This is a genomic window from Brevundimonas sp. T2-11 (assembly GCF_055397675.1).
Genome location: NZ_AP027920.1, coordinates 883,741 through 906,814 on the forward strand (window position 1 = coordinate 883,741; position 23,074 = coordinate 906,814).

Annotated in this window: 23 protein-coding genes; 10 read left to right on the forward strand and 13 right to left on the reverse strand. The window is 67.3% G+C overall.

The annotated features are described in order from the left end of the window. Positions 1-86 precede the first annotated feature (86 nt). Genes ACZ5XO_RS04360 through ACZ5XO_RS04370 form a run of 3 tightly spaced genes read right to left on the reverse strand, consistent with a single transcriptional unit; the run spans position 87 to position 3,594 of the window. Complete coding sequence (locus ACZ5XO_RS04360) at positions 87-1,097, reverse strand: adenosine deaminase (protein ID WP_464164093.1); 1,011 nt, start codon at positions 1,095-1,097, stop codon at positions 87-89. 38 nt (positions 1,098-1,135) lie between these two features. Then, entirely contained in the window at positions 1,136-2,935 is a 1,800-nt protein-coding gene (gene argS / locus ACZ5XO_RS04365) for an arginine--tRNA ligase (RefSeq protein WP_464164094.1), read from the reverse strand. 5 nt (positions 2,936-2,940) lie between these two features. Next, positions 2,941-3,594, reverse strand: a complete 654-nt coding sequence (locus ACZ5XO_RS04370; protein ID WP_464164095.1) for a Tat pathway signal sequence domain protein — start codon at positions 3,592-3,594, stop codon at positions 2,941-2,943. A 148-nt stretch (positions 3,595-3,742) separates the two neighbouring features. On the opposite strand from ACZ5XO_RS04370, the gene ispH reads away from it, so the two are divergent. Continuing rightward, positions 3,743-4,714 carry a 4-hydroxy-3-methylbut-2-enyl diphosphate reductase gene (gene ispH, locus ACZ5XO_RS04375; RefSeq protein WP_464164096.1) on the forward strand — a complete coding sequence of 324 codons (972 nt, stop codon included), beginning with the start codon at positions 3,743-3,745 and terminating at the stop codon, positions 4,712-4,714. 121 nt (positions 4,715-4,835) lie between these two features. Here the strand turns inward: ispH and ACZ5XO_RS04380 are convergent, their stop codons facing one another. Further along, positions 4,836-5,402: a DUF3035 domain-containing protein gene (locus ACZ5XO_RS04380; RefSeq protein ID WP_464164097.1), complete on the reverse strand. Its 567-nt coding sequence runs from the start codon at positions 5,400-5,402 to the stop codon at positions 4,836-4,838. Positions 5,403-5,469: 67 nt separating this feature from the next. Continuing rightward, entirely contained in the window at positions 5,470-5,997 is a 528-nt protein-coding gene (gene lspA / locus ACZ5XO_RS04385; RefSeq protein ID WP_464164098.1) for a signal peptidase II, read from the reverse strand. Positions 5,998-6,117: 120 nt separating this feature from the next. On the opposite strand from lspA, the gene ACZ5XO_RS04390 reads away from it, so the two are divergent. From ACZ5XO_RS04390 to ACZ5XO_RS04405, 4 genes are all read left to right on the forward strand, one after another. Then, complete coding sequence (locus tag ACZ5XO_RS04390; protein WP_464164099.1) at positions 6,118-6,987, forward strand: TIGR01459 family HAD-type hydrolase; 870 nt, start codon at positions 6,118-6,120, stop codon at positions 6,985-6,987. A 38-nt stretch (positions 6,988-7,025) separates the two neighbouring features. Further along, positions 7,026-7,487, forward strand: coding sequence for a MaoC family dehydratase (locus ACZ5XO_RS04395; protein WP_464164100.1), 462 nt, complete (start codon positions 7,026-7,028; stop codon positions 7,485-7,487). A gap of 9 nt (positions 7,488-7,496) precedes the next feature. Further along, on the forward strand, positions 7,497-8,426 hold the full coding sequence (locus tag ACZ5XO_RS04400; RefSeq protein WP_464164101.1) for a bifunctional riboflavin kinase/FAD synthetase: 930 nt from the start codon (positions 7,497-7,499) through the stop codon (positions 8,424-8,426). Between the two features lie 202 nt (positions 8,427-8,628). Continuing rightward, positions 8,629-8,955 (forward strand): hypothetical protein, encoded by a 327-nt coding sequence (locus tag ACZ5XO_RS04405; protein WP_464164102.1) that lies wholly within the window; start codon positions 8,629-8,631, stop codon positions 8,953-8,955. A 44-nt stretch (positions 8,956-8,999) separates the two neighbouring features. On the opposite strand, the gene ACZ5XO_RS04410 is transcribed toward ACZ5XO_RS04405, so the two are convergent. The 3 genes from ACZ5XO_RS04410 to ACZ5XO_RS04420 all read right to left on the reverse strand — a co-directional run bounded on the left by ACZ5XO_RS04410 (position 9,000) and on the right by ACZ5XO_RS04420 (position 12,078). Then, complete coding sequence (locus ACZ5XO_RS04410; RefSeq protein WP_464164103.1) at positions 9,000-10,172, reverse strand: carboxynorspermidine decarboxylase; 1,173 nt, start codon at positions 10,170-10,172, stop codon at positions 9,000-9,002. 20 nt (positions 10,173-10,192) lie between these two features. Then, positions 10,193-11,398, reverse strand: a complete 1,206-nt coding sequence (locus ACZ5XO_RS04415) for a saccharopine dehydrogenase family protein (RefSeq protein WP_464164104.1) — start codon at positions 11,396-11,398, stop codon at positions 10,193-10,195. Between the two features lie 122 nt (positions 11,399-11,520). Beyond that, complete coding sequence (locus tag ACZ5XO_RS04420; protein WP_464164105.1) at positions 11,521-12,078, reverse strand: DUF3828 domain-containing protein; 558 nt, start codon at positions 12,076-12,078, stop codon at positions 11,521-11,523. 247 nt (positions 12,079-12,325) lie between these two features. Between ACZ5XO_RS04420 and ileS the strand changes: the two genes are divergently transcribed. Then, a complete protein-coding gene (gene ileS / locus ACZ5XO_RS04425; protein ID WP_464164106.1) occupies positions 12,326-15,256 on the forward strand; it encodes an isoleucine--tRNA ligase in 2,931 nt (976 codons plus the stop codon). Positions 15,257-15,353: 97 nt separating this feature from the next. Here ileS and ACZ5XO_RS04430 read toward each other — a convergent pair whose 3' ends face one another. Both ACZ5XO_RS04430 and tipF read right to left on the reverse strand, forming a co-directional pair. Then, positions 15,354-16,040 carry a 2OG-Fe(II) oxygenase gene (locus tag ACZ5XO_RS04430; protein ID WP_464164107.1) on the reverse strand — a complete coding sequence of 229 codons (687 nt, stop codon included), beginning with the start codon at positions 16,038-16,040 and terminating at the stop codon, positions 15,354-15,356. A gap of 54 nt (positions 16,041-16,094) precedes the next feature. Next, entirely contained in the window at positions 16,095-17,363 is a 1,269-nt protein-coding gene (tipF, locus tag ACZ5XO_RS04435) for a flagella assembly cyclic-di-GMP phosphodiesterase TipF (protein WP_464164108.1), read from the reverse strand. A 111-nt stretch (positions 17,364-17,474) separates the two neighbouring features. Between tipF and ACZ5XO_RS04440 the strand changes: the two genes are divergently transcribed. Together ACZ5XO_RS04440 and ACZ5XO_RS04445 are read left to right on the forward strand one after the other, a co-directional pair. Further along, a complete protein-coding gene (locus ACZ5XO_RS04440; RefSeq protein WP_464164109.1) occupies positions 17,475-18,245 on the forward strand; it encodes an SDR family NAD(P)-dependent oxidoreductase in 771 nt (256 codons plus the stop codon). Beyond that, positions 18,235-19,167 (forward strand): lysophospholipid acyltransferase family protein, encoded by a 933-nt coding sequence (locus ACZ5XO_RS04445; protein ID WP_464164110.1) that lies wholly within the window; start codon positions 18,235-18,237, stop codon positions 19,165-19,167. The genes ACZ5XO_RS04440 and ACZ5XO_RS04445 overlap by 11 nt, the downstream gene beginning before the upstream one ends. Here ACZ5XO_RS04445 and ACZ5XO_RS04450 read toward each other — a convergent pair. From ACZ5XO_RS04450 to xseA, 3 genes are all read right to left on the reverse strand, one after another. Further along, positions 19,164-19,661: a response regulator gene (locus ACZ5XO_RS04450; protein ID WP_464164111.1), complete on the reverse strand. Its 498-nt coding sequence runs from the start codon at positions 19,659-19,661 to the stop codon at positions 19,164-19,166. The genes ACZ5XO_RS04445 and ACZ5XO_RS04450 overlap by 4 nt on opposite strands. A 65-nt stretch (positions 19,662-19,726) precedes the next feature. After that, the gene (locus tag ACZ5XO_RS04455; RefSeq protein WP_464164112.1) at positions 19,727-19,936 is read right to left on the reverse strand and encodes a DUF2093 domain-containing protein; all 210 of its coding nucleotides are present in this window, start codon (positions 19,934-19,936) and stop codon (positions 19,727-19,729) included. An 88-nt stretch (positions 19,937-20,024) separates the two neighbouring features. Next, positions 20,025-21,500: an exodeoxyribonuclease VII large subunit gene (gene xseA, locus ACZ5XO_RS04460; RefSeq protein ID WP_464164113.1), complete on the reverse strand. Its 1,476-nt coding sequence runs from the start codon at positions 21,498-21,500 to the stop codon at positions 20,025-20,027. A 65-nt stretch (positions 21,501-21,565) separates the two neighbouring features. Here xseA and ACZ5XO_RS04465 point away from each other — a divergent pair, with 65 nt between their 5' ends. Together ACZ5XO_RS04465 and purD are read left to right on the forward strand one after the other, a co-directional pair. Next, entirely contained in the window at positions 21,566-21,727 is a 162-nt protein-coding gene (locus ACZ5XO_RS04465) for a hypothetical protein (protein ID WP_464164114.1), read from the forward strand. Between the two features lie 56 nt (positions 21,728-21,783). Beyond that, on the forward strand, positions 21,784-23,061 hold the full coding sequence (gene purD / locus ACZ5XO_RS04470) for a phosphoribosylamine--glycine ligase (RefSeq protein ID WP_464164115.1): 1,278 nt from the start codon (positions 21,784-21,786) through the stop codon (positions 23,059-23,061). The last annotated feature ends 13 nt before the right edge of the window (positions 23,062-23,074 follow it).

Here is a 23,074-nt window from a genome sequence, read left to right on the forward strand (position 1 = left end):
ACATATCAGGAACATTAGAGTCGGGGGAGTCCGGTGATGGGGGAAAGGCCCGCCCCCACCGCGGTCATCCTCGGGGGAGGGATGGCTCAGTTCGCCGCCGCGTAGGCGTCCACTTCGGCGATGCGCGCCGCCTTGTCGGCCTCGCTCAGGAAGCTGCCTTCGAAACTGTTCCTGGCCAGCTGCGTCACCTGCTTCCGCGTCAGGCCCACGGCGTTCGCCAGCTGGATATAGTTGGCGTTCACATAGCCGCCGAAATAGGACGGGTCGTCCGAGTTCAGGGTGACGTGCAGGCCGCGGCGCAGCATCTCGGGGACGGGGTGGTCCTTCAGGTCCTTGACCACGCAGAGCTTCAGGTTGGACAGGGGGCAGACCGTCAGGGTCATCTGCTCGGCGGCCAGACGCGCGATCAGGGCCTCATCCTCCATCGAGCGGTTGCCGTGGTCCATGCGGTCGATGTGCAGCAGGTCCAGGGCCTCATGCACATAGGCGGGCGGGCCTTCCTCGCCGGCGTGGGCGCACAGCTTCAGACCCAGTTCGCGGGCGGCGGCGAAGACGCGCTGGAACTTGGACGGCGGGTGGCCGACCTCGGACGAATCCAGTCCGACGCCGATGAAGTGGTGCAGATAGGGCTTGGCCATCTCCAGCGTGGCGAAGGCTTCGTCCTCGGACAGGTGGCGAAGGAAGCTGAGGATCAGGCCCGACGTCACGCCCAGCTCGGTCCTGGCCCGGTCCATGCCCGTGATCAGGCCCTCGACCACGACAGCGAAGGGCACGCCCCGGTCGGTGTGGGTCTGGGGGTCGAAGAAGATCTCGGCGTGGCGCACATTGTCGGCGGCGGCGCGCTGGAAATAGGCGAAGGCCAGATCCTCGAAGTCCTGACGGGTCAGCAGCACGGCCGCGCCCGCGTAATAGATGTCGAGGAAGTCCTGCAGGTTCGAGAAGTCATAGGCCGCACGCACGGCCTCGACGCTGTCGTAGGGGATGGCGACGCCGTTGCGCTGCGCCAGCTCGAACATCAGTTCGGGCTCAAGCGAGCCCTCGATGTGCAGGTGCAGTTCGGCCTTGGGCAGGCCGGCGATGAAGGCGTCGAGGGACATGAGGGGAGGCTCCGTAGCGAAGCCTCCCCCTTATCACATTACATCCGCTCGGGCGTCTCGATGCCCAGCAGGCGAAGCGCCGTCTCCAGCTGGTGCAGGGTCGCGGCGGCCAGGGCCAGGCGCGAGCCCTTGGTGGCGGCGTCCGGCGCGACCAGGATCGGGCAGGCGGCGTAGAATTTCGAGAAGCTCTGCGCCAGGCGATAGGCGTGCTCGGCGATCAGGTTGGGCGAACGCTTGTCATAGGCGTCCGCCGTGGCCGCGTCGAAGGCGTCCAGCGTCAGGGCCAGGTCGCGTTCGGCGGCTTCCTCGATGACGATGGGGGCGAAGGCCACGCCCTGTTCCGCCGCCTTGCGCAGCAGGGATTTCACCCGCACGGCCTGATACAGCAGATAGGGGCCGGTCTTGCCCTCGAAGCTCATGAAGCGGTCGAGGTCGAAGACGTAGCTGGTGGTGCGGTTGTTCGACAGGTCCGAGAACTTCAGCGCGGCGACCGCCACCTTGTGGGCGATGTCCTCGAACTCGGCCTCGGGCAGATCGTCGCCCAGTTTGGCCTCGTGCAGACGCTCGCGCGCCTTGTCCGTCGCCATGTCGATCAGGTCGCGCAGTTTCAGGACGCCGCCCGCGCGGGTCTTGAAGGGCTTGCCGTCGGCGCCGTTCATGGTGCCGAAGCCCAGGTGCTCCAGCGACTTTTCGGGCGCATATCCGGCCAGATAAGCGGCGCGGAAGACCTGTTCGAAATGTTCGGCCTGACGCTCGTCGACGACGTAGAGGATCAGGTCCGGGCCGATCGCCTTCTTGCGGTCCAGGATCGTGGCCAGGTCGGTCGTGCCGTACATGGCCGAGCCTTCCGAGCTGATGACCAGCAGGGGCGGGGGCGACGGCGCTTCGATCACCGAGCCGTCGGCCAGCTTCTTCTTGCGCGTCTCGCCGTCGCGGGCGACGTGGACCACCTTGGCGCCGTCGTCCTCGACCAGCAGGCCCTTGGCCTTCAGGTCGGCGATCATCTCGTCCATCAGGGGATCGGCGTCGCTCTCGCCGTTCCACAGGTCGAAGTCGACCGACAGGTCGTCATACTCGCGCTTCAGCGCCTCGCGGCTGACGGCGACGAAGTGCGACCACAGGGCGCGATAGCCGGGGCGGCCGCCCTGCAGTTCAGCCGTCGCCTTGCGGGCGCGATCGCGGAAAGCGGGGTCTTCCTTGGCCTTGCCGGCGGCCTGCGGATAGAGGCGGTCCAGGTCGGCCAGCGTCACCGGCGTCTCGGTCGGGAAGGGGCCGTCGCCCTCGGCCATGAAGGCGTCGGCCAGACCCTCGTCGCCGCAGGCGGTGATGAGCAGGCCCATCTGGAAGCCCCAGTCGCCGAAGTGGGCGTCGCCGACGACTTCGTCGCCGCGCAGGCGGAACAGCCGCTTCAGGCTCTCGCCGATGATGGCGCTGCGCAGGTGGCCGACGTGCATGGGCTTGGCCACGTTCGGGCCGCCGTAGTCGATCACCACCTTGCGCGGCTCGACGCGCGAGGCGCCGGCCAGTTCCTTGTCCGTTGCGACCTCGGCGGCGCGCTGGGCCAGGGCCGCGTTCGACAGCTTCATGTTGATGAAGCCGGGACCGGCGACCTCGACCGACGACAGGCGCGGATCGTTGCCGAGACGCTCGGCCACCCTGGCGGCCAGTTCGCGCGGATTGGCCTTCAGCGCCTTGGCGGCGGCCAGGGCGCCGTTGGACTGGAAGTCGGCCAGGTCGGGACGGTCCGAGGCGGTGACGCGGGCCAGGGCCTTGTCCACGCCTTCGGCGGCGAAGGCGGCTCCGACCGCTTCGCTGAGAGAGGTCTTGAGATCAGTCATGATTCTTAGGGGTTCGGTTGGGTCTGGCCGGCGGTGACGCGGAAGCGGCTGCCCGAGCGGTTGAATTCGGCCATGTCCGGCGTGATTTCGAAGCCGATCAGGACCTCGAAATTATTGCCGCTGGTGGTGGCGTCGGCGCGCGGAATGACGATGGACTGGGCCTGCTGGACCGAGGCCGTGGTCTGGCCTTCGAAATTGACCGGCAGGTCGAAATATTCCTTGGCCAGAACGGCCGAGTTTCGTTCGGTCACCGCCACCCAGTAGCGATAGGTGTGGGCGTCGCCGCTGGCCTGCGCGCCCTTGCCGAGGTTGAACAGCACGTTGAAGTCCAGGCGGATGGGATCGGCTTCGCGATAGACGCAGTCGGCCGAAATGCCTTCGATCTCGCCGGTGAAGCCGACACCGGCGATCGAGGGGCGGGTGTAATCGGCCAGCTCGACATAGCGTGCGGCGTCGTAAAGCACCTTCACGTAGGGGCAGGGTCCGGCGTTGGCGCGACGGCTCAACGGCGCGATACGCATCGGGCGGGCCCGAGGTTCTTCCTGCTGCTGTTGCTGCTGGCCTTGTCCACGCTGACCGCTGCTCATCTGAGCCTGGGCGGAGGGAACAAGCACGGCTGTCATCGACAGGGCGGCCAGGGCAGTGAAGACGCGACGCATCAATTTCATTTCCGGCAAGCGAAAGGGAGCGCGCGACAGTCGGCGCCGACCGGTGCACGCTTGATGCTGATAGCGGCTAAAGCGAGGCGCGGCAAACGCGAGCACGCAACCGGTGGCGGGAAGGGGCGCGAGCGACTAGGTTCCGCCCATGAACGCGCCCGTATCGCCCTCGAGTTTTGATCGCCGTCCCCTGAATGTACGGCTCGCCACGCCGCGCGGCTTCTGCGCCGGGGTGGATCGGGCCATCCAGATCGTCGAGCGCGCCATCGAGAAGTTCGGCGCTCCTGTCTATGTGCGCCATGAAATCGTTCACAATCGTCATGTCGTCGAGCGGCTGAAGGGCATGGGGGCGGTCTTCGTCAAGGAACTGGACGAATGTCCCGATGACCGGCCCGTGGTCTTTTCGGCCCACGGCGTGCCCAAGTCGGTGCCGGCCACGGCGCGGTCGCGTGAAATGCTGTTTCTCGACGCCACCTGCCCCCTGGTGTCGAAGGTCCACGTCGAGGCCGAGCGTCATCATGCGGCGGGGCGGCACATCATCCTGATCGGCCACGCCGGCCACCCCGAGGTCGTCGGCACCATGGGCCAGTTGCCCCTCGGCGCCATCAGCCTGGTCGAGACGGTGGCGGACGCCGAGACCTTCCAGCGGCCCGGTGATCAGCCTCTGGCCTACGCCACCCAGACGACGCTGTCGGTGGATGACACGGCGGACATCCTGGCGGCGTTGAAGCGGCGCTTCCCGGAGCTGCCGGACCCGCACAAGGAAGACATCTGCTACGCCACCACCAACCGCCAGGAGGCGGTCAAGCAACTGGGCGAGGGGTGCCAACTGGTGCTGGTCGTCGGGTCGAAGAATTCGTCCAACTCGGCCCGTCTGGTCGATGTGGCGCTGAAGGCCGGGGCGAGCGACGCTCGTCTGGTCGATGACGCGGGCGATGTGGACTGGTCGTGGTTCGACGGCGTGACCACAGTGGGCGTCACAGCGGGCGCCTCGGCGCCTGAACCGCTGATCGAGGCTCTGATCGACGCCATTCGCGCCCGGTTTGACGCCGTCGTGACCGAGGATGACGGCGCGCGTGAAACCGTCTCGTTCAAGTTGCCGCGTGTCCTGACGGCCTGAGGCACGGACTTCTGTTTTCCTCCCATGGAATGGGGAGGAATGAGGCCACCCTGCTCCAAAACGAAAAGGGCGCGTCCGCCGAAACGAACGCGCCCTGATGCTCTGGCCTTGAGGCCCTGTCTTACAGGCCGGGCAACTTGAAGCGGCTGTCGCGGCGCGTCGTGATCGTGATGCCCTGCTGCCCGCCGGTCAGGGCTTGCAGGCGGGCGTGCTCGGTGCTGGCGTCGATGGTGCGCGTGCCTTGCGAATCCTGGCTGGTGGTCGGCCCCTGGGTCGCGGCGTCGTTCTTGCGCCAGAACATGACGCGGTTGGCCCAGCTTTCTTCCTTGTGGGCCAGGTCGCCGAACTCGTCGTCGACGACATAGCGGGCCAGGGGGTCGGCGCGGTCGGCGCCGGCCTGGCTGACCAGGGCCTGCTCGCCGCCGGTGCGGGTCACGGCCTGGCGTTGGCCCAGCAAAATCTGACGAGCGGCGCTTTCCGGCGCCAGTTCCTGAGGGCGGGGCTGGCCGGGCGAAGGCGGCGTCAGGCCGTATTCCGGCGGCACTGCCAGGGGCGCGCTGGCCACGGTGAGGAATTCGTCGGGCACGACCTTGGCCAGGCCGATGCTCTGCTTCATGCCGGCGCAGGCGGTCAGGCCGAGGGCGGTGGTGGCGAGAAGGGCCACGGTGGCGGCGTTACGGATACGCATAAGGTCAGCTCGGCTCCGGGAGGCGCGCCGTGTGGCGCTGGCTCGGGACGATAACGAAGAGGGGTGATTACGACTTTTCAGGGGCCACGCCAACCTTGGCGCGGCGTTCCGACAGGAAGCTGTCGAGGATCAGCAGGACGACCCCGACCGTGATGCCCGCGTCGGCGATGTTGAAAATCCACGGAAACAGGCCGGTCCCCGAAAAGTCGAGGAAGTCCACGACCCCGCCGAAGCGGATGCGGTCGAAGACATTGCCCAGTGCGCCGCCCATGACCAGACCGATGGCCGCGACCATCAGCTTGCGATCCGAGCGGGTGGCCCAGAAGGCCAGGGCGCCGGCGACCAGAATCGAGAAGGCGCTGAGAATCCAGCGCCCGGCGCCGCCGCCGAACAGGCCGAAGCTGACGCCTGTGTTCAGCACATAGGTCAGGTTGAACACCGGCGGCATGACCTCGGCGATGCGATAGCCGTCCGGAATCTGCGAAATGTGCGCCGCGTCGATGGCGTTCAGGACCATGGCCTTGGTCAACTGGTCCAGAACGATGACCACGAGGGCGAGGCCGTAGGCGGCGTAGGCGAAGCGAGAGATTTTCATGCTGAAAGCCGGTTAGCAGGAAGCAGGGCGAGGGCGAAGAGGGAAAGCGACGACGCCGCCAATGACGGGAAGGGGTCTCTGCGGCCTTTCCCCCGGCGGCGCGGCGGCTATAACCGGCATATGACCCTGCCTCACGCCCTGCCTCGCCTGTCCGCCGTCGCCGATGACTATGACATCCTGCTGTGCGACGTCTGGGGCGTCATCCACAACGGGCGCGAAAGCTGGCCCGTGGCCTGCGAGGCCCTGACGAAGTTCAACGAGAAGGGCGGCCACGTCGTCCTGATCTCCAACTCGCCGCGCCCCTCGTCGGACGTGGTGGCGCAACTGGATTCGCTGGGCGTGCCGCGCAGCGCCTGGAAGGCCTTCGTCACCTCGGGCGACGCCACTCGCGCCGAGCTGGCCCGCCGCGCGCCGGGTCCGGCCTGGATCATCGGCCCCGACCGCGACTTCGTCCTGTATGAAGGGCTGAACCTGACCAGCGCCCATGATGCGTCTGACGCCGCCTTCCTGTCGGTCACAGGCCTGTTCGACGACGCGACCGAGACGCCCGAGGACTATCGCCAGCGTCTGATTCCCGCCGTCGAGCGCGGTCTGGAACTGATCTGCGCCAACCCCGACCGCATCGTGCAGAAGGGCGACAGCATCATCTATTGCGGCGGCGCCATCGCCGACCTCTACGAGGAAATGGGCGGGCGCGTGGTCATGGCCGGCAAGCCCTTCGGCCCCATCTACGAACTGGCCCTGCGCGAGGCTCAGACCTTGATGGGCCGCCCGGTCGATCGGTCGCGCGTTCTGTGCATCGGCGACGGCGTCATCACCGACGTCCTGGGCGCCGCCGAGCAGGCGCTGGACTGCCTCTTCATCGCCCAGGGCATCCACGGCGACGCCGCCAAGGGGCCGGATGGCGCTCTCGATCCGGCGCTTGCGGGCGAATTGCTCCGGGCCGAGACGACCTTCGCCCGCTACGCCGCGCTCGAACTGGCGTGGTGAGGCTCGCCATTTCGTCGCACCTGCCGTAAAGCCCGCACATGGTCGAATACGTCACACAGCATCCGTCGGGCGGCTACATCCTCGACGAACTCCACGTCGGCATGGCTGCCGAGAAGACGGTCCACGTCACCGAGGACCGGATTCGCCTGTTTGCCGAGGCCTCGGACGATTTCAATCCGGTGCACCTGGACGAGGAGTTCGCCTCCAAGACCGCCTATCGCGGCCGCATCGCCCACGGCCTGCTCAGCGCCGCCTTCGGGTCGGCGGTGGTCGGCACCATCCTGCCGGGCGCCGGGTCCATCTATATTTCCCAGACCCTGGCCTTCCACTTCCCGGTCCGTATCGGCGACTCGGTCCGCATCGTCATCACGGTGATCGCGATGGAAGCCGACAGCGCCCGCGTCGAGCTGAAATGCGAAGGCTTTGTCGGCGACAAGCTGATCATGGACGGGGTGGCCGTCGTGCGCGTGCCGCGTCGGCGCAAGCCCTCGGCGCGCTGAGCCTCCGAGGTGGTCGAGATCATCCGCGGCTGGCGCGACCTGCCGGCCTCGCAGCGCGGGGCGGCGGTGGCCGTCGGCGCCTTTGACGGGGTGCATCGTGGCCATCAGGCGGTCATCGCCTCGGCCCGCGCCTCCGCTGACCGACTGGGCGCGCCGCTCGGCGTCGTCAGCTTCGATCCGCATCCGCGTCGCCTGTTCCAGCCCGAGGCCGCGCCCTTTCGCCTGATGACGGCGGACCAGATGGCCCGGGCGCTTGCGCCGCTCGGCGTCGACCGCCTGTATCTGATCCCCTTCGACCGCGAGATGGCGGGGATGACGGATGAAGAGTTCGCCCGTCGCGTCCTGTCCGAAGGTCTGGGAATCGCCCACGCCGCCGTCGGCTTCGACTTCACCTTCGGCAAGGGCCGCTCCGGCTCGCCCGAGGCGCTGCGGACTTATGGCGAGAGCCTGGGCTTCACCGTTTCGGTCACCGACCGCATCGACGACGCCTCGGGCCTGAAACTGTCGTCGTCCGCCGTGCGCGAGGCGCTGAAGGCCGGGGACATGGACCGCGCCGCCGCCATCCTGGGTCGCCCCTTCGCCATCCAGGGCGAGGTGATCCACGGCGACAAGCGCGGCCGCACCATCGGCGTGCCGACCGCCAATATCGCCATGGGCGACTACATGCGCCCCGCCTACGGGGTTTACGCTGTCCGCACCCGCCTGCCGGACGGGCGGGCCATCAAGGGGGTCGCCAACCTGGGCGTCCGCCCCATGTTCGAGATCGAACAGCCCTTGCTGGAAGTCTGGCTGCTGGACTTCGACGAAAGCCTCTACGGCCAGACCCTGGAGACCGAACTGGTCGCCTTCCTGCGCGGCGAGATGAAATTCGACGGCCTCGAGGCGCTGAAGGTCCAGATCGACGCGGATGCGGCGGCGGCAAGGGCCGTGCTGGGCTGAGAGGGCTCCTGTCGACCCACTTGCCGTCATTCCGGGGCGCGTAGCGAACCCGGAACCCAGACGGAAGATATATGTCTCTGCCGGGGGCCATTGGGTCTGGCGTCTGGGCCCCGGATCGTCCCTCCGGGCCGTCCAGGGTGACGGAGGAGGGGGCGGCTGACGACCCATAGCCGACATCATCTTCTCCAAGTAGGTTTGAAGGATGCGCGAAGAATCTAGTGATGCTGCTTTTGCAGCCGCCAAATCGGGACGTGGGCACCGTTGTGTTGGGACATTGGCTCTCGTGGCATTCAGCGATGATTTAGCCACACGAGGAGCGTGGATCGACATCGTCGAGACGTTCGAAATGACGGAAGAATCGGAAATTCCCCGCATCGATCTCGGCATTTATGGCGACCACGGCTGCTATGATCGCCCCGCTGCTGAGAGGCGGGAGCTGGCCGCCGAACGATTGAAGGTGATGCTCGCAGCAGCTTCCAATAGCTCGGCTGTGTTCAGCTTTACGGTTTGGCTTGATTGCGAAGATTGAAGGTCAGTTTAGGCTTGAGCGGCGCCCCTTGACGTCGCCGCCCCTCACGACAACCGGTCGCGGAACTCCGTCCAGTCGAACTCACGCACCATCCGCAGCTCGTCCGTGGCGCTGTTCCACAGGGCGATGGACGGCAGGGGGACGCCGTTGAAGGTGTTGGTCTTCACCATCGAATAGTGGGCCTGATCCAGGAAGGCGAGGCGCGTTCCGGGCACGGGGCGTTCGGCGAAGACGTAGTCGCCGATGATGTCGCCGGCCAGGCAGGACGGGCCGCCCAGACGCACGGTGACGCCGTCCTCGGGTTCTTTCAGCATGGCCGGGCGATAAGGGGCCTCGATCACGTCCGGCATGTGGCAGGTGGCCGACAGGTCGGTGATGGCGATGGGCATGCCGTTGTCGAAGACGTCGAGGATCTCGCCGATCAGGATGCCGGCGTCCAGGGCCACGGCCTCGCCCGGCTCCAGATAGGCGGTGACGTCGTAACGCTGTTGAATGTCGTTCAGGAAGTCGACCAGCTGGTCGATCTGATAGTCGGCGCGGGTCACGTGGTGGCCGCCGCCCAGATTGATCCATTTCACCCCGCCCAGCAGCGGGGCCAGCTTGGGCTCCACCGCCGCCCAGATGCGCGACAGGGGCGCGAAGTCCTGTTCGCACAGGGCGTGGATGTGAATGCCGTCGATGCCGACCATTTTTTCCGGCGTCAGCTGCGACACGGGATAGCCCAGGCGCGAGCAGGGCTGGGCCGGATCGTATTTGGCGACCTCGCCCTCGGAGTGTTCGGGGTTCAGCCGCAGGCCGATCTCGAAGGTCTCGCCAGCCGCGCGGGCCTCGGCGATCAGGTCGGAAAAGCGCGCCACCTGATCGGGCGAGTTGAAGATGACGTGGTCTGACAGGCGCAGGATCTCGGGCAGATCCTCGGCCTTGTAGGCGGGCGAATAGGTGGTCAGCTCGCCCTTGTAGAACTCACGCGCCAGCCGCGCCTCCCACAGACCGGAGGCGCAGACGCCGTCGAGGTATTCCCCGACGACGTCCGCCAGCGACCACATGGAAAAGGCCTTGAGCGCCAGCAGGACCCGGGCGTTGCCCCGGTCGCGCACGTCTTTCAGCGTGGCCAGATTGCGCCGCACCGCAGCCTCGTCCACCACGAAGGCGGGCGAGGCGACGCGGTTCAGATCAAAATGAGCAAAGGCTCCGGGATCGCCGGCCTGGGTTTCCATGTCGTCTTTTTACTCAGGTCCTAGAAAGCGAGCGGAGCGTCCAGCTCTTCCACGGTCCACGGCAGGCCATGCTTGTTCAGCATGTCCATGAAGGGATCGGGGTCCAGCTGCTCCATGTTGAAGACGCCGGCGCCCGACCACTTGCCGGTCAGCATCATGGCCGCGCCGATCATGGCCGGAACGCCCGTGGTGTAGCTGACGGCCTGGTTGCCGGTTTCGGCATAGGCGGCTTCGTGGTCGCAGATGTTCTTGACGTAGAAGGTCTTGGCGACGCCGTCCTTTTCGCCGGTGGCGATGGTGCCGATGTTCGTCTTGCCCTTGGTGATCGGACCCAGCGAGGCCGGTTCCGGCAGCAGAGCCTTCAGGAACTCGATCGGGATGATCTCGCGACCCTGGAACATCATCGGCTCGATCGAGGTCATGCCGATGTTTTCCAGCACTTCCAGGTGCTTCAGGTAGCTGTCGCCGAAGGTCATCCAGAAGCGGATGCGTTTGATTTCCGGGTAGAACTTGGCCAGCGACTCCAGTTCCTCATGGTACATGAGGTACATGTTCTTCTGACCCACGCCCTCGAAATCGAAGGCCTGTTTGTGCGACAGGGCCGGGCCCTCGACCCACTGGCCGTTTTCCCAGTGACGCGAGTTGGCGGTCACTTCGCGCAGGTTGATTTCCGGGTTGAAGTTGGTGGCGAAGGGCAGGCCCGTGTCGCCGCCGTTGCAGTCCAGGATGTCGAGCGTGTCGATCCGGTCCAGCAGGTGCTTCTTGGTGTAGGTGGCGAAGACCGAGGTCACACCGGGGTCGAAGCCCGAGCCGAGCAGCGCCATCAGGCCGGCTTCCTTGAAGCGCTCCTGATAGGCCCACTGCCACTTGTATTCGAACTTGGCTTCGTCGCGCGGCTCATAGTTGGCCGTGTCGAGGTAGTTGACGCCGGCGGCCAGGCAGGCGTCCATGATCGACAGGTCCTGATAGGGCAGGGCCAGATTGACCACCAGGGCCGGCTTCACTGACTGGATCAGGGCCGTGGTCGCGGCGACGTCGTCGGCGTCGATGGCCGCCGTGTCGATGGTCACGCCAAAGCGCGACTTCACGGATTCAGCGATGGCGTCGCACTTGGACTTCGTCCGGCTCGCCAGGGTGATATGCGAGAAGATGTCCGAGTTCATCGCCATCTTGTGGACGGCGACCGAGCTGACGCCGCCTGCGCCGATAACCAGCACCTTGCTCATGTGTGGCTTCTCCTGAGAAGTCTGAAAGGCCTTGGCGACACCGCCGCCGCTATAAAGGGCGGGGCTCTTAACACGATGATGACAGGATCGCTAACGGTCGCGTGTCGCAGGGGTTGCGGGGGTCAGCCCTCGGCCTTCTCGGCGATGGCCATCAGGGCGTTGTGCAGGGACTTGCTCTGGCCGTCGATGACGTCGGCGATGCGCCACATGGGACCTTCCTTGGCCAGCTTCAAGGTCTGGCGCTGTGTCTGGCCGTGGTTGGTGAAAGTCACCTCGGCGGAAGCGATCTTGTCGCCGTCGGGCGTCATCTTCAACGCGGTCAGGGCGAATCCGTCGGCGTCCTGACAGCCGCAGACGGGGTCGTAGTTCAGATAGGGGACCTCGTTCCGGGACTGGGCCTCGCGGAAGTCGACGCCGATCAGGGCGTTCAGGGTGCGGGTATAGAGCGGGTCGCGACCGGGGCTGATCGTCGCCTTGGCGGGATCATTGGCCAGTGGCGCGGCGGCGTCGGCGTAGAGGGCGCGGGCGAAGGCCTCGGCGTTCTGTTCGCCGGCGGCGTAGATGGCGGCGCGTCCCGTCAGGGGCGCTTCGGCGGGGGCGGGCGCCTTGTCCTCTGCCGGGGAGCAGGCCGCCGCCGTCAAGGCCAGCACCGCCGCCGTCATGATGATCCGAGCCCGCATCGCCTGTCTCCCGTCGCTAGAGTGCGCTTCGACTATGGCGCAGGCGCCGCCCGGTCTGCTAGACCGTTTCAACCATGACCGTTCGCGTGATCCGTCCGATTTCGATTAGCCGCCCGGCGTAGCGCCAGGGCCGCAGAGCCCCGCGCACGTCGGGATCGAATATCGCCGATGCCGTTCAACGGCCTTCACGCTAGACTGCGTCCGCGCCGCCTCCTCGGCGCCCGCGCACAAAGACAAAGATTACCCCATGGCCGACGCCACCAACGACACCGCTTCCGACGCTTCCTCGGGCCGCGACTATCGCGACACCGTCTTCCTGCCCGAGACGCCCTTCCCTATGCGGGGCGGCCTGCCCAAGAAGGAGCCGGAAATCCTGGAGCAGTGGGGCGACCTCTATGGCCACCTGCGCGCCACGCGTCAGGCCCAGAAGGCGCCGCTCTATGTGCTGCACGACGGCCCGCCCTACGCCAACGGCGACATCCACATCGGCCACGCCCTGAACAAGACGCTGAAGGACTTCGTGGTCCGCTCGCGCTTCCTGCTGGGCTATGATGTCGACTACGTCCCCGGCTGGGACTGCCACGGCCTGCCGATCGAGTGGAAGATCGAGGAGCAGTTCCGCGCCAAGGGCCGCCGCAAGGACGAGGTCTCGAAGGAAGAGTTCCGCACCGCCTGTCGCGAATACGCCGGCAAATACATCGACCTGCAGCGCGACCAGTTCCTGCGCCTGGGCATCACCGGCGACTTCGCCAACCGCTACGCCACCATGGACTTCACGTCCGAGGCGGCCATCGTCGCCGAGTTCCACAAGTTCAAGAACTCGGGCCAGCTGTATCGCGGCTCCAAGCCGGTCATGTGGTCGCCGGTCGAGCGCACGGCCCTGGCGGACGCCGAGGTCGAGTATCACGACCACGTCTCGCCCACGATCTGGGTCAAGTTCCCGGTGGTCGGCGCGACCGACAGCCACCCGGACGACCTGCTGTCCTTCCGCGCGGCGACGCCCTCGATCGTGATCTGGACGACCACGCCCTGGACCATTCCGGCCAACCGCGCCATCAGCTACGGCCCCGAGATCGCCTATGGCCTGTATGAGGTCACGGCGCTGGAGGAAGGCCTGGACTACGAGCCCTGGGCCAAGCCGGGCGACCGCTTCATCATCGCCGACAAGCTGGCCGAGGACGTGTTCAAGGCGGCGAAGATCAGCGGCTTCACGCGCGTCGACGCCATCAATCCGTCCGGTCTGGAATGCGCCCATCCGCTGGCGGCGCTGGACTCGGGCTACGGCTTCTCCGTGCCCCTGCTGGCGGGCGACCACGTCACCGACGACGCCGGCACCGGCTTCGTCCACACCGCGCCCGGACACGGCGCGGACGACTATGCGGTCTGGCTGGCCCATGGCCACCGCGAGGTGCCGGACACGGTCGATCCCGACGGCGCCTATTATGAGCACGTCCCCCTGTTCGCGGGCCTCAAGGTGCTGGAGACCGAGGGCAAGAAGACCGGCAAGTTCGGTCCCGCCAACGGCGCGGTGATGGAAAAGCTGATCGAGGCCGGCAATCTACTGGCGCGCGGCCGGATGGAGCACTCCTATCCGCACTCGTGGCGCTCCAAGGCCCCGATCATCTTCCGCAACACGCCGCAGTGGTTCATCCGCATGGACGAGACCCTGGACGACGACAACACCCTGCGCGATCGCGCGCTGAACGCCATCGACGCCACCGCCTTCCACCCGGCGGCGGGCAAGAACCGCATCCGCTCGATGGTCGAGGGTCGCCCCGACTGGCTGATCAGCCGCCAGCGCGCCTGGGGCACGCCCCTGGCCATGTTCGTGGACAAGCAGACCGGCCAGCCCCTGCACGACCCCGAAGTCGACGCCCGCATTGTCAAGGCCGTGGCCGAGGGCGGCGCCGACGTCTGGTTCTCGGCCCCCGACGCCGACTTCCTGGGCGCGCACGATCCCGAGCGCTTCGAGAAGGTCACGGACATCCTCGACGTCTGGTTCGACAGCGGTTCGACCCACGCCTTTACGCTGGACCCGCGCACCGCTGAGCACGGCTACACCGGCGACCGCCCGTCGCACTGGCCCGCCGACCTCTATCTGGAAGGCTCGGACCAGCACCGCGGCTGGTTCCAGTCGTCGCTGCTGGAAGGCTGCGGCACGCGCGGCCGCGCTCCGTTCAAGGCCGTCCTGACCCACGGCTTCACCCTGGACGAGAACGGCGAGAAGCAGTCCAAGTCGCGCGGCAACACCACCGATCCCCTGACGGTCATCAAGGAGTCGGGCGCCGACATCCTGCGTCTGTGGGTGGCCTTGGTCGACTATTCGGACGACCAGCGCATCGGCAAGCAGATCCTGCAGACCACGGTCGACGCCTATCGCAAGCTGCGCAACACGGTCCGCTATCTGCTGGGCGCGCTGAACGGCTTCGACGAGGCCGAGCGCCTGCCTTGCGACCAGATGCCGCCGCTGGAGCAGTTCATCCTGCACCGTCTGCACGAACTGGATGGCCAGGTGCGTCAGGCGTATGAGGAATATCGCTTCCAGGACGTGATCCGTCCGGTGCTGGAGTTCTGCTCGGGCGATCTGTCGGCGCTCTATTTCGACGTGCGCAAGGACAGCCTCTACTGCGACCGTCCCGACAGCGTCCGCCGCCGCGCCGTGCGCACGGTGATGGACGAGGTCTTCAGCCGCCTGACCGCCTGGTTGGCGCCGCTGACGCCCTTCACCATGGACGAGGCCTGGACCACCTGCTTCCCGGAAGCCGGCACCAACTGCGCCCGCGTCATCCCGGAAACGCCCGGCCAGTGGCGCAACCCGGCCGAAGCCGAGCGCTGGGCCGGGGTCAACACGGTGCTGGAAGTGGTCAACGAGGCGCTGGAAGCGGCGCGCCGCGACAAGCTGATCGGCGGGGCTCTGGACGCCTGGCCGGTGGTCACGGCTCCGGCTGAACTACTGGCCCCGTTCGACGGTCTGGACGCCGCCGAGGTGTTCCGCACCTCGGGCGCCGAGCTGGTGGCTGGCGGCGACGCCGTCACTGTCGAGGTCAAGTTGGCCGACCATCCCAAGTGCGCCCGTTCCTGGCGCCGGGTGCCGGACGTCGGCTCCGACGCCGACTTCCCCGACCTGTCGGCGCGCGACGCTGACGCCGTCCGCTGGCTGGACGCGCAGAAGGCTTAAGGATCAGGCCCCTCCGTTCCGACGGAGGGGCCTTTTTCTTGGGTATGGCCCCCCAAATACCCGCTCATCCCCGCGGAGGCGGGGATGAGCGGAAATGTCATGCCGCGTCATGAAAGATCAGCCCCAGGGTCATCCGCTTGCCCGCGCGCACGGTGCTGACGCCGTGGCGCATCTGGACGCGATAGTCGCCGCGCGTTCCAGCGACGGGCCGGTCGCGCGCGGCGAAGATGACGGCTTGGCCCTGTTTCAGCGGCACGACATGAGCCTGTGACTGGGAGCGGGGCTTCTGCTCGACCAGGACGAACTCGCCGCCCTCGAACTCGGCCGGATCGCTGAGCAGGATGGCGGCCTGAAGCGGGAAGACCAGATCGCCGTAGAGGTCCTGATGCAGCCGGTTGTAGTCGCCGGGGCCGTAGCGCAGCATCAGCGACGTAGGCCGCATCTGCCCTGCCGCGCGGCAGCGGGCGGTCAGTTCGTCTAGATTGCCTGGAAAGCTGGGCCGCTCCAGCCGCCGCGCCCAGTCGTTGGCGATGGGCGCCAGACCTTCGTAGAGCCGCGCTCGCAGCCGGGGCAGGGTATCGGGCAGGGGATTGGCGAAATACTGGTACTCGCCCTGCCCAAAGCCATGACGCTGCATGACGATGCGGCTGCGGAACCGTTCGGGCTGGTCATAGAGGGCCTGCAGGGCCTCGCAGGTCGCGGGCGTCAGCACCGGCCCGACAGTAGTCCAACCTTGGGCGTTCAGGTCAGTGGCGATACGGAGCCAGTCGAGAGTGTCGGTCATGGGCGCCATAGACAGCGACACGCGCGGCCTGTCTGGCGGCTTTCGGCTGCGGGATCAGAACCGGCGGCGCTGCTCGGCCGACTTCAGCGTCGAACGGACGAACTCGGTGGGCGGGTCGGTCTCGGCCAGGACGGCTTCCTTGATGGCGCGCGGCTCGCCGAACAGGTGGCCCTGGCCCATGCCGACATCCAGTTCGAGGACGTCGACGACCTGTTTCTCGCTCTCGACCTTCTCGGCGATCAGCTCCAGACCGTAACGGCGGGTCAGGGGGGCGAAGTCGGCGGCCTGGATGTCGGGCTGGGTCGACAGGGGCGCGGCGCCGTCCAGATCCAGCAGTTGCTCGATCAGCAGGTCGGCGGCGATCTTGATGAAGCGCACGTCCGAGCGTTGCAGGTCGGCGAAGTCCAGGTCCAGGGTCTGCACCTTGTCGATGGAGAAGCGGAAGCCCAGGTCGGCCAGCTTCGCCATGTTGCGAGCCTCTGCGGCGCCGCGCGCATCGAAGGTGGCCTGACCCAGCTCGAAGATCAGGGCGTCCTTCAGGTCGCGGTTCTGGCTGAGGAAGTCGAGGAACTGGGGGAAGAAGGTCTCGTCGCCCAGCGAGGCCAGCGAGACGTTGCAGAAGACCCCGACCTTGCGGTCCTGACGCGCCAGACGACGCACGATCTGGGCGCAGCGGAACAGCAGCAGGTTGTCGATGGCGGGCAGCAGGCCCTCGCCCTCGGCCACCGACAGGTATTCGGCGGGCATCATGACCCGGTTGGACGGGTCGCGCAGGCGGGTGAAGCTCTCGTAGAAGACGGTCCGGCGCTGGGGCAGGGTGACGACCGGCTGCAGATAGAGGTCGATGCGGTTTTCCGTCAGGGCGTCGTGGACGGTCTTGAGCAGGGTGTTCGACTGGACCTGACGACGGCCCTCATAGGTGTCGGCGGTGATCGGGGACGAGGCCAGGCGTTCGTCGATCGAGTCGCTCATCTGCTGGACCAGGCCCTCCAGCATCCGCACCTCGCCGGTCAGGGCCTCGGTTTTGGACAGGGCGCCGCTCTCTATGGCCTCGGCCAGTTCGGTCAGGGCGCCTTGCGTCGACTCCATGGCGTCGGCCAGCAGGCGGTGCGCCTCGCGGACCTTGGCGACTTCCTTGCGCAGGGCGCGGCGATCCAGAACGCCGGCGATCACGGCGTGCAGACCGACCAGAACCCCCAGGGCGCCCAGCACCCCGGCCGCGCCCGCGCCCGCGCCCAGACCGGCGCGCCAGATCGCCGCCCCGATGGTCAGGGCGATGAACAGGTAGCCGAAGAACAGAAAACCGCCGGTGATCTTGCGCATGGGGCCGGTGTCGAGCCGCCTTTCCCTTATGGAATCGGCCGAGTATCGGTCTAACTAGGGATAACGGCTAGGGTTGGGACACAGAAATCCGACCCCAAGGGAGGTTAACGCATGGAATTGTTCGATCTGAGCGGCAAGGTCGCCATCATCACCGGCTCCTCGAAGGGCATCGGCAAGGCCATCGCCGAACGGCTGGCCGAGCACGGCGCCCGCGTCGTCATCTCCTCGCGCAAGGCCGGACCGTGCGAAGAGGTCGCGGCCGCCATCAACGACAGGCACGGCGTCGGGCGCGCCATCGCCATCCCCGCCAACATCGCCTCGAAAGAAGACCTGCAGCGGCTGGTGGACGAAACCAAAGCCGCCTTCGGCCAGATCGACATCCTGGTGTGCAACGCCGCGACCAATCCCTACGCCGGGCCGATGGCGGGCATCGCCGACGATCAGTTCGAAAAGATCCTTCAGAACAACGTCATCTCCAACCACTGGCTGATCCAGATGGTCGCGCCGCAGATGCTGGAGCGCAAGGACGGGGCGATCCTGATCATCTCCTCGATCGGCGGCTTGCGGGGCAACGCCCTGATCGGCGCCTACAACATCTCCAAGGCCGCCGACATGCAGCTGGCGCGCAATCTGGCGGTCGAATACGGCCCGTCGAACGTGCGCGTTAACTGCATCGCGCCTGGGCTGGTCCAGACCGATTTCGCCAAATACCTGTGGGAGAACCCGGAACTGCTGAAGACGGTGACCGAGCCCGCCCCGCTGAAAAGGATCGGCCAGCCTGATGAAATCGCGGGCACGGCGGTCTATCTGTGCAGCCCTGCCTCGGCCTATGTGACCGGACAGACCCTGGTTGTGGACGGCGGACTGACGATTGCCTGGTGAAGACGAAGACAAGGTCGGGTTTTTCCAGGACCTGAACTGGCGACTGGAAGCCGTGGCTTTCAAGGTCCTGTTCGCCTTCCTGCGGGCGCTGGGCGTCGAAGGGGCGTCCGGTTTCGGCGGCAAGCTGCTGCGCGGACTGGGGCCGCTGACGGGCACGCACAAGACGGTGACGCGCAACCTGCGTATCGCCTTCCCCGATATGGACCCGGCTGAGCGCGACCGTCTGGCCGTGGACCAGTGGGAGCAGACCGGTCGGACCTTCGCCGAACTGGCGGTCATGGATCGCCTGACGCCGGAAAGCGGCCGGATCGACATTGTGGGGCTGGAACGGCTGCACGCCGTGCGCGACAGCGGCAAGCCGGTGGTCCTGATCTCGGGCCACCTGGCCAATTTCGAGGTCATGGCGGCGGTCATCATGGCTGCGGGCGTGCCCTGTCAGGTCACCTATCGCGCGGCCAACAACCCCTATGTCGACGCCCTGATCCGCCAGAGCCGCGAGCGTTACGGCATCAAGCTGTTCGCGCCCAAGGGCGACGGCACCCGCGAGCTGATGGCGGGGATGAAGCGCGGCGAGTCCATCGCCCTGCTGGTCGATCAGAAATACAGTCAGGGACCCGAGGTCGAGTTCTTCGGCCAGCCGGTCAACGCCTCGCCGGGCGCCGCAAGGCTGGCGCTGAAATTCGGCACGGTGATCCAGCCTCTGTCGGTGGTGCGACTGCCAGGCGTGCGCTTTCGCGTCACCGCCCATGAACCCATCGAAGTGCCGGATACGGGCGACAAGGCGGCCGATGTCGTGGCGGGCGTTCAGGCGGTCAACCGCTTCGTCGAGGACCGGGTGCGCGAGCATCCGGTGGACTGGTTCTGGGTCCACAAGCGCTGGCCGCCCAAGGTCTATGAGGCGTTGAAGGCCGCCGGGACCTAGTCGATCACGGCGTCGCTGGCCCGGCGGAATGGTCCGACATAGTTTTCCGGCTGGGTGCGGCGTCGGTCCGGGCCGAAATAGTCGCCCCCGCGAATGAAGGGCCGGGGGCGCATGATCACCGCCTCGATGCGCGCCAGAAGCGCCGGAGCGGTGACGGGCTTGGTCACGAATTCCGTCACGCCGGCGTCGCGGGCCTCGGTCACGCGACGCCGCTCGGAATGGCCGGTCATCATGATGATCGGCAGATAGGGATTGGGGCTGTCGGATGCGGTTCGCACCAACTGAGTAAAGGCCACGCCGTCAATCGGCAGCATCTTGAAGTCGACGATGGCGAGATCGGCGGGGCGCGCTTTCAGCGCCTCCAGAGCCGCGGCCCCGTCGTCAACCTCCCGCACACGGCCGACGCCCACGGATTTCAGCATGGCGGAGACGATGGCCCGCATGTTCGGGTTGTCGTCAGCGAGCAGGATGTCGAGTGATTGCAGGGCGGACATGGGATCACGACGCGATCAGCCCGGCGATCAAGAGGGTGCGCCGGGAAGCAATAGATGGAAGGGGATCAGGAATCGCGCGCGGCGGTCATGTATTCCAGCGGGCTGGCGTAGGCCTCCTGCCGTTCTACCGACCAGTAGCGCAAGGCCGCCAAGGCGATGGGCACGCCACTGACGGCGCAGGCTACGTAGGCGCCTGGGCGCAGCACGGCGAACTCGCCATCGCCGTAGTGCAGCGTGGCGGGCGAGGGTGAAACAGGAGGCGAGGCAGTCGTCATGCGCCGATGATTGGCACGGCTTTCCGCAAGTGACGAGAGGCGAATCGCCGTCCGGTGAAAGAAGGCGCTCCAAGAGGCTGAAACGCCTTCAGAACAGGTCGCCCTGTCCGGCTGACGGCGGCTTCGCGCGCGGCGTCGGCGTCGGCCTCGGCGACGGCGCCGGTGCTGCGCCGGCGCCGTCGATGGTCGCCCCCTTGGCGCCGTCGCCGAAGACGATGCGGACCGTCTGACCCGGCGACAGACCGGCGGCCGAGGCGACCATGGCGCCGGCAGTGTCCTCGATCCGGGCGAAGCCGGGCTTGGGCCGCTTGGGATCCAGCGTCGCCAGTGCGCGCGACAGGGCGGCCAGTCGGGTCTCGTCGCGGTCCAGCCGCCGCTTCATCGCCGGGCCGAAGCGGTCGGCGTAGGCCGCCAGCCGGTCGCCGCGCCGTTCGATGGCGCGATCCAGCAGCCCCTTGGACAGACGTCCGCCGACCACGGCCAACTGGCGCTCGTGGACGGCGATGTTGCGGTGCAGGCCGGAACCCAGGCGGCTGGCGGCGTGGTCGAGCCTTTGCTGCGGCAGGGCCAGCAGGTCTTCGGGCCGGGCGGGCAGGCCGCGGGCGGCGGCCCGCAGGCGGGTGCGGCGGTCCTCCAGCAGGCGCGAACCGGCCCGCGCCAGACGCGCCTCCAGATCGCTCAGGGCCCAGCGCAGGTCCGACAGCACCGGCGTCGCGATCTCGGCGGCGCCGGTCGGCGTCGGCGCGCGGCGATCGGAGACGAAGTCGATCAGGGTGGTGTCCGTCTCGTGCCCCACGGCCGAGATGATCGGGATGCGGGCCTCGGCCACGGTGCGGGCCAGGCCCTCGTCGTTGAAGCACCACAGGTCCTCGACCGAGCCGCCGCCGCGCGCGACGATCAGCAGATCGGGGCGGGGAATCGGCCCGTCCGGCGTCATCTGGTCGAAGCCGCGAATGGCGTTGACCACCTGACCGCTGGCGGCGTCGCCCTGAACCACCACGGGCCAGACGATGACGCGGCACGGCCAGCGCTCGGCGATACGATGCAGGATGTCGCGGATCACGGCGCCGGTCGGGCTGGTGATGACGCCGATGGTCGCCGGGAAGGTCGGCAGGGGCTTCTTGCGGCCCGGCTCGAACAGGCCCTCGTCGCGCAGACGCGCCTTCAGGCGCTCCAGCTGGGCCAGCAGGGCGCCGGCGCCCGCCGGCTCCATACTCTCGATCACGATCTGATAGGACGACCGGGCGGGGTAGGAGGTGATCTTGCCGGTGACGATGACTTCCAGGCCGCTTTCGGGCTGGGCGCCCAGGCCCCGGACCACGCCCTTCCAGATCACGCCGTCGATGGCCGCCTTGTCGTCCTTGAGCGTCAGATAGACGTGGCCCGAGGCGTGGCGGTTGACCTTGGAGATCTCGCCGCGCAGCCGCACATGGCCGAAGCGGTCTTCCAGCGTGCGCTTCAGCGCGAAGCTCAGCTCCGAGATCGACAGGGGCGGGTTGTTGTCGCGCGCGGCGGCCGGCGCCTCGGCGGGGCCTTCGAAAGCATAGTCGTCGTCGGAGATCATGGCGCGACCTTAGCCCGTCTTGTCGCAGGCGGGAACGGGGCGAGGGCGCGTCCGTTAGCTTGACCATGGAGCCCGCCGACCCGCCCGGAACCGATCCCGCCGAACGCACCCCGCGCGAGCGGCAGCTGTCGCGCCGTAGCAATGCGCCGTCGGTCAGTCCCTGGCTGATCGTCTTCGCGATCGTCCTGCTGGGGGCCGTGATCTATGTCCTGTCGGCTGTTCTGTAGCCCGCTAACCCTTTCCCCCGCTTGACCCGGACGGCGGGGGCGGTCATTGCGCGCATATGAACATTCTGCTCGTCGGATCCGGAGGGCGTGAACACGCCTTGGCCTGGAAGATCGCCCAGTCGCCGCTGGTCACGCGGCTCGTCGCCGCGCCCGGCAATCCCGGCATGGCGAAGCACGCCGAGCTCAAGCCCGAGATCAAGGCGACCGACGCCGAGGCCCTGACGGCCCTGGCGCGTGAGATGAAGGCGGACCTGGTCGTGGTCGGCCCCGAATCGGCTCTGGCCGAGGGGCTGGCCGATCGCCTCAACGCCGTGGGCATCCCCTGCTTCGGGCCGACGGCCAAGGCGGCGCAGCTGGAAACCTCGAAGGCGTTTTCCAAGGCCTTCCTGCAACGTCACGGCATCCCGACAGCGGGCTATGGCGTCTATGAGAACGTGGCCGAGGCCAAGACGGCGCTGGACAACTACGCCGCGCCCTATGTCATCAAGGCCGACGGCTTGGCGGCGGGCAAGGGCGTGGCCATCAGCCCCGACAAGGCCGATGCCGAGGCTGAGATCGAGCGGATGCTGGGCGGACGTTTCGGCTCGGCTGGTTCGCGCGTCGTCATCGAGGAATTCATGGACGGCGAGGAAGGCTCGCTGTTCGCCCTGTCCGACGGAAAGCAGGCTGTCCTGTTCGGCGGCGCCCAGGACCACAAGCGCGCCTTTGACGGCGACCTGGGTCCGAACACGGGCGGCATGGGCGCCTATTCCCCGGCGCCGGTCTTCACCCCGGAACTGGTGCAGCAGGCCGACGAGCGCGTGGTCCAGCCGACCATCCGCATGATGGCTGCCGAGGGCGCCCCCTATCGCGGCGTCCTCTACGCCGGGCTGATGGCGACCAGCGAAGGCCCCAAGGTGGTTGAGTTCAACGCCCGCTTCGGCGACCCGGAATGCCAGGTGCTGATGATGCGCTTCGACGGCGACATCGTGCCCCTGCTGCTGGCCTGCGCGCGTGGCGACCTGAGCAAGGCGCCCACGCCCCGGTTCAAGGACGGCGTGGTCATCACCGTGGTTCTGGCGGCCAAGGGTTATCCTGACAGTCCGCTGGAGGGCTCGGTCATCCGTGGCGCCGATCAGGACTTCGGCCCCCATGTTCAGGTCTTCCATGCGGGAACCCGCAAACGCGACGACGGCGCTCTGGTGGCGGCGGGCGGTCGCGTGCTGAATGTCTGCGCCCATGGCGCCGACATCGCCGAGGCTCGCGCCCGCGCCTATGAGGCGGTGGCCAGGATCGACTGGCCCGGCGGTTTCCACCGCACCGACATCGGCTGGCGGGCGCTGGAGCCGCGTTAAGCGGCTTGAACAG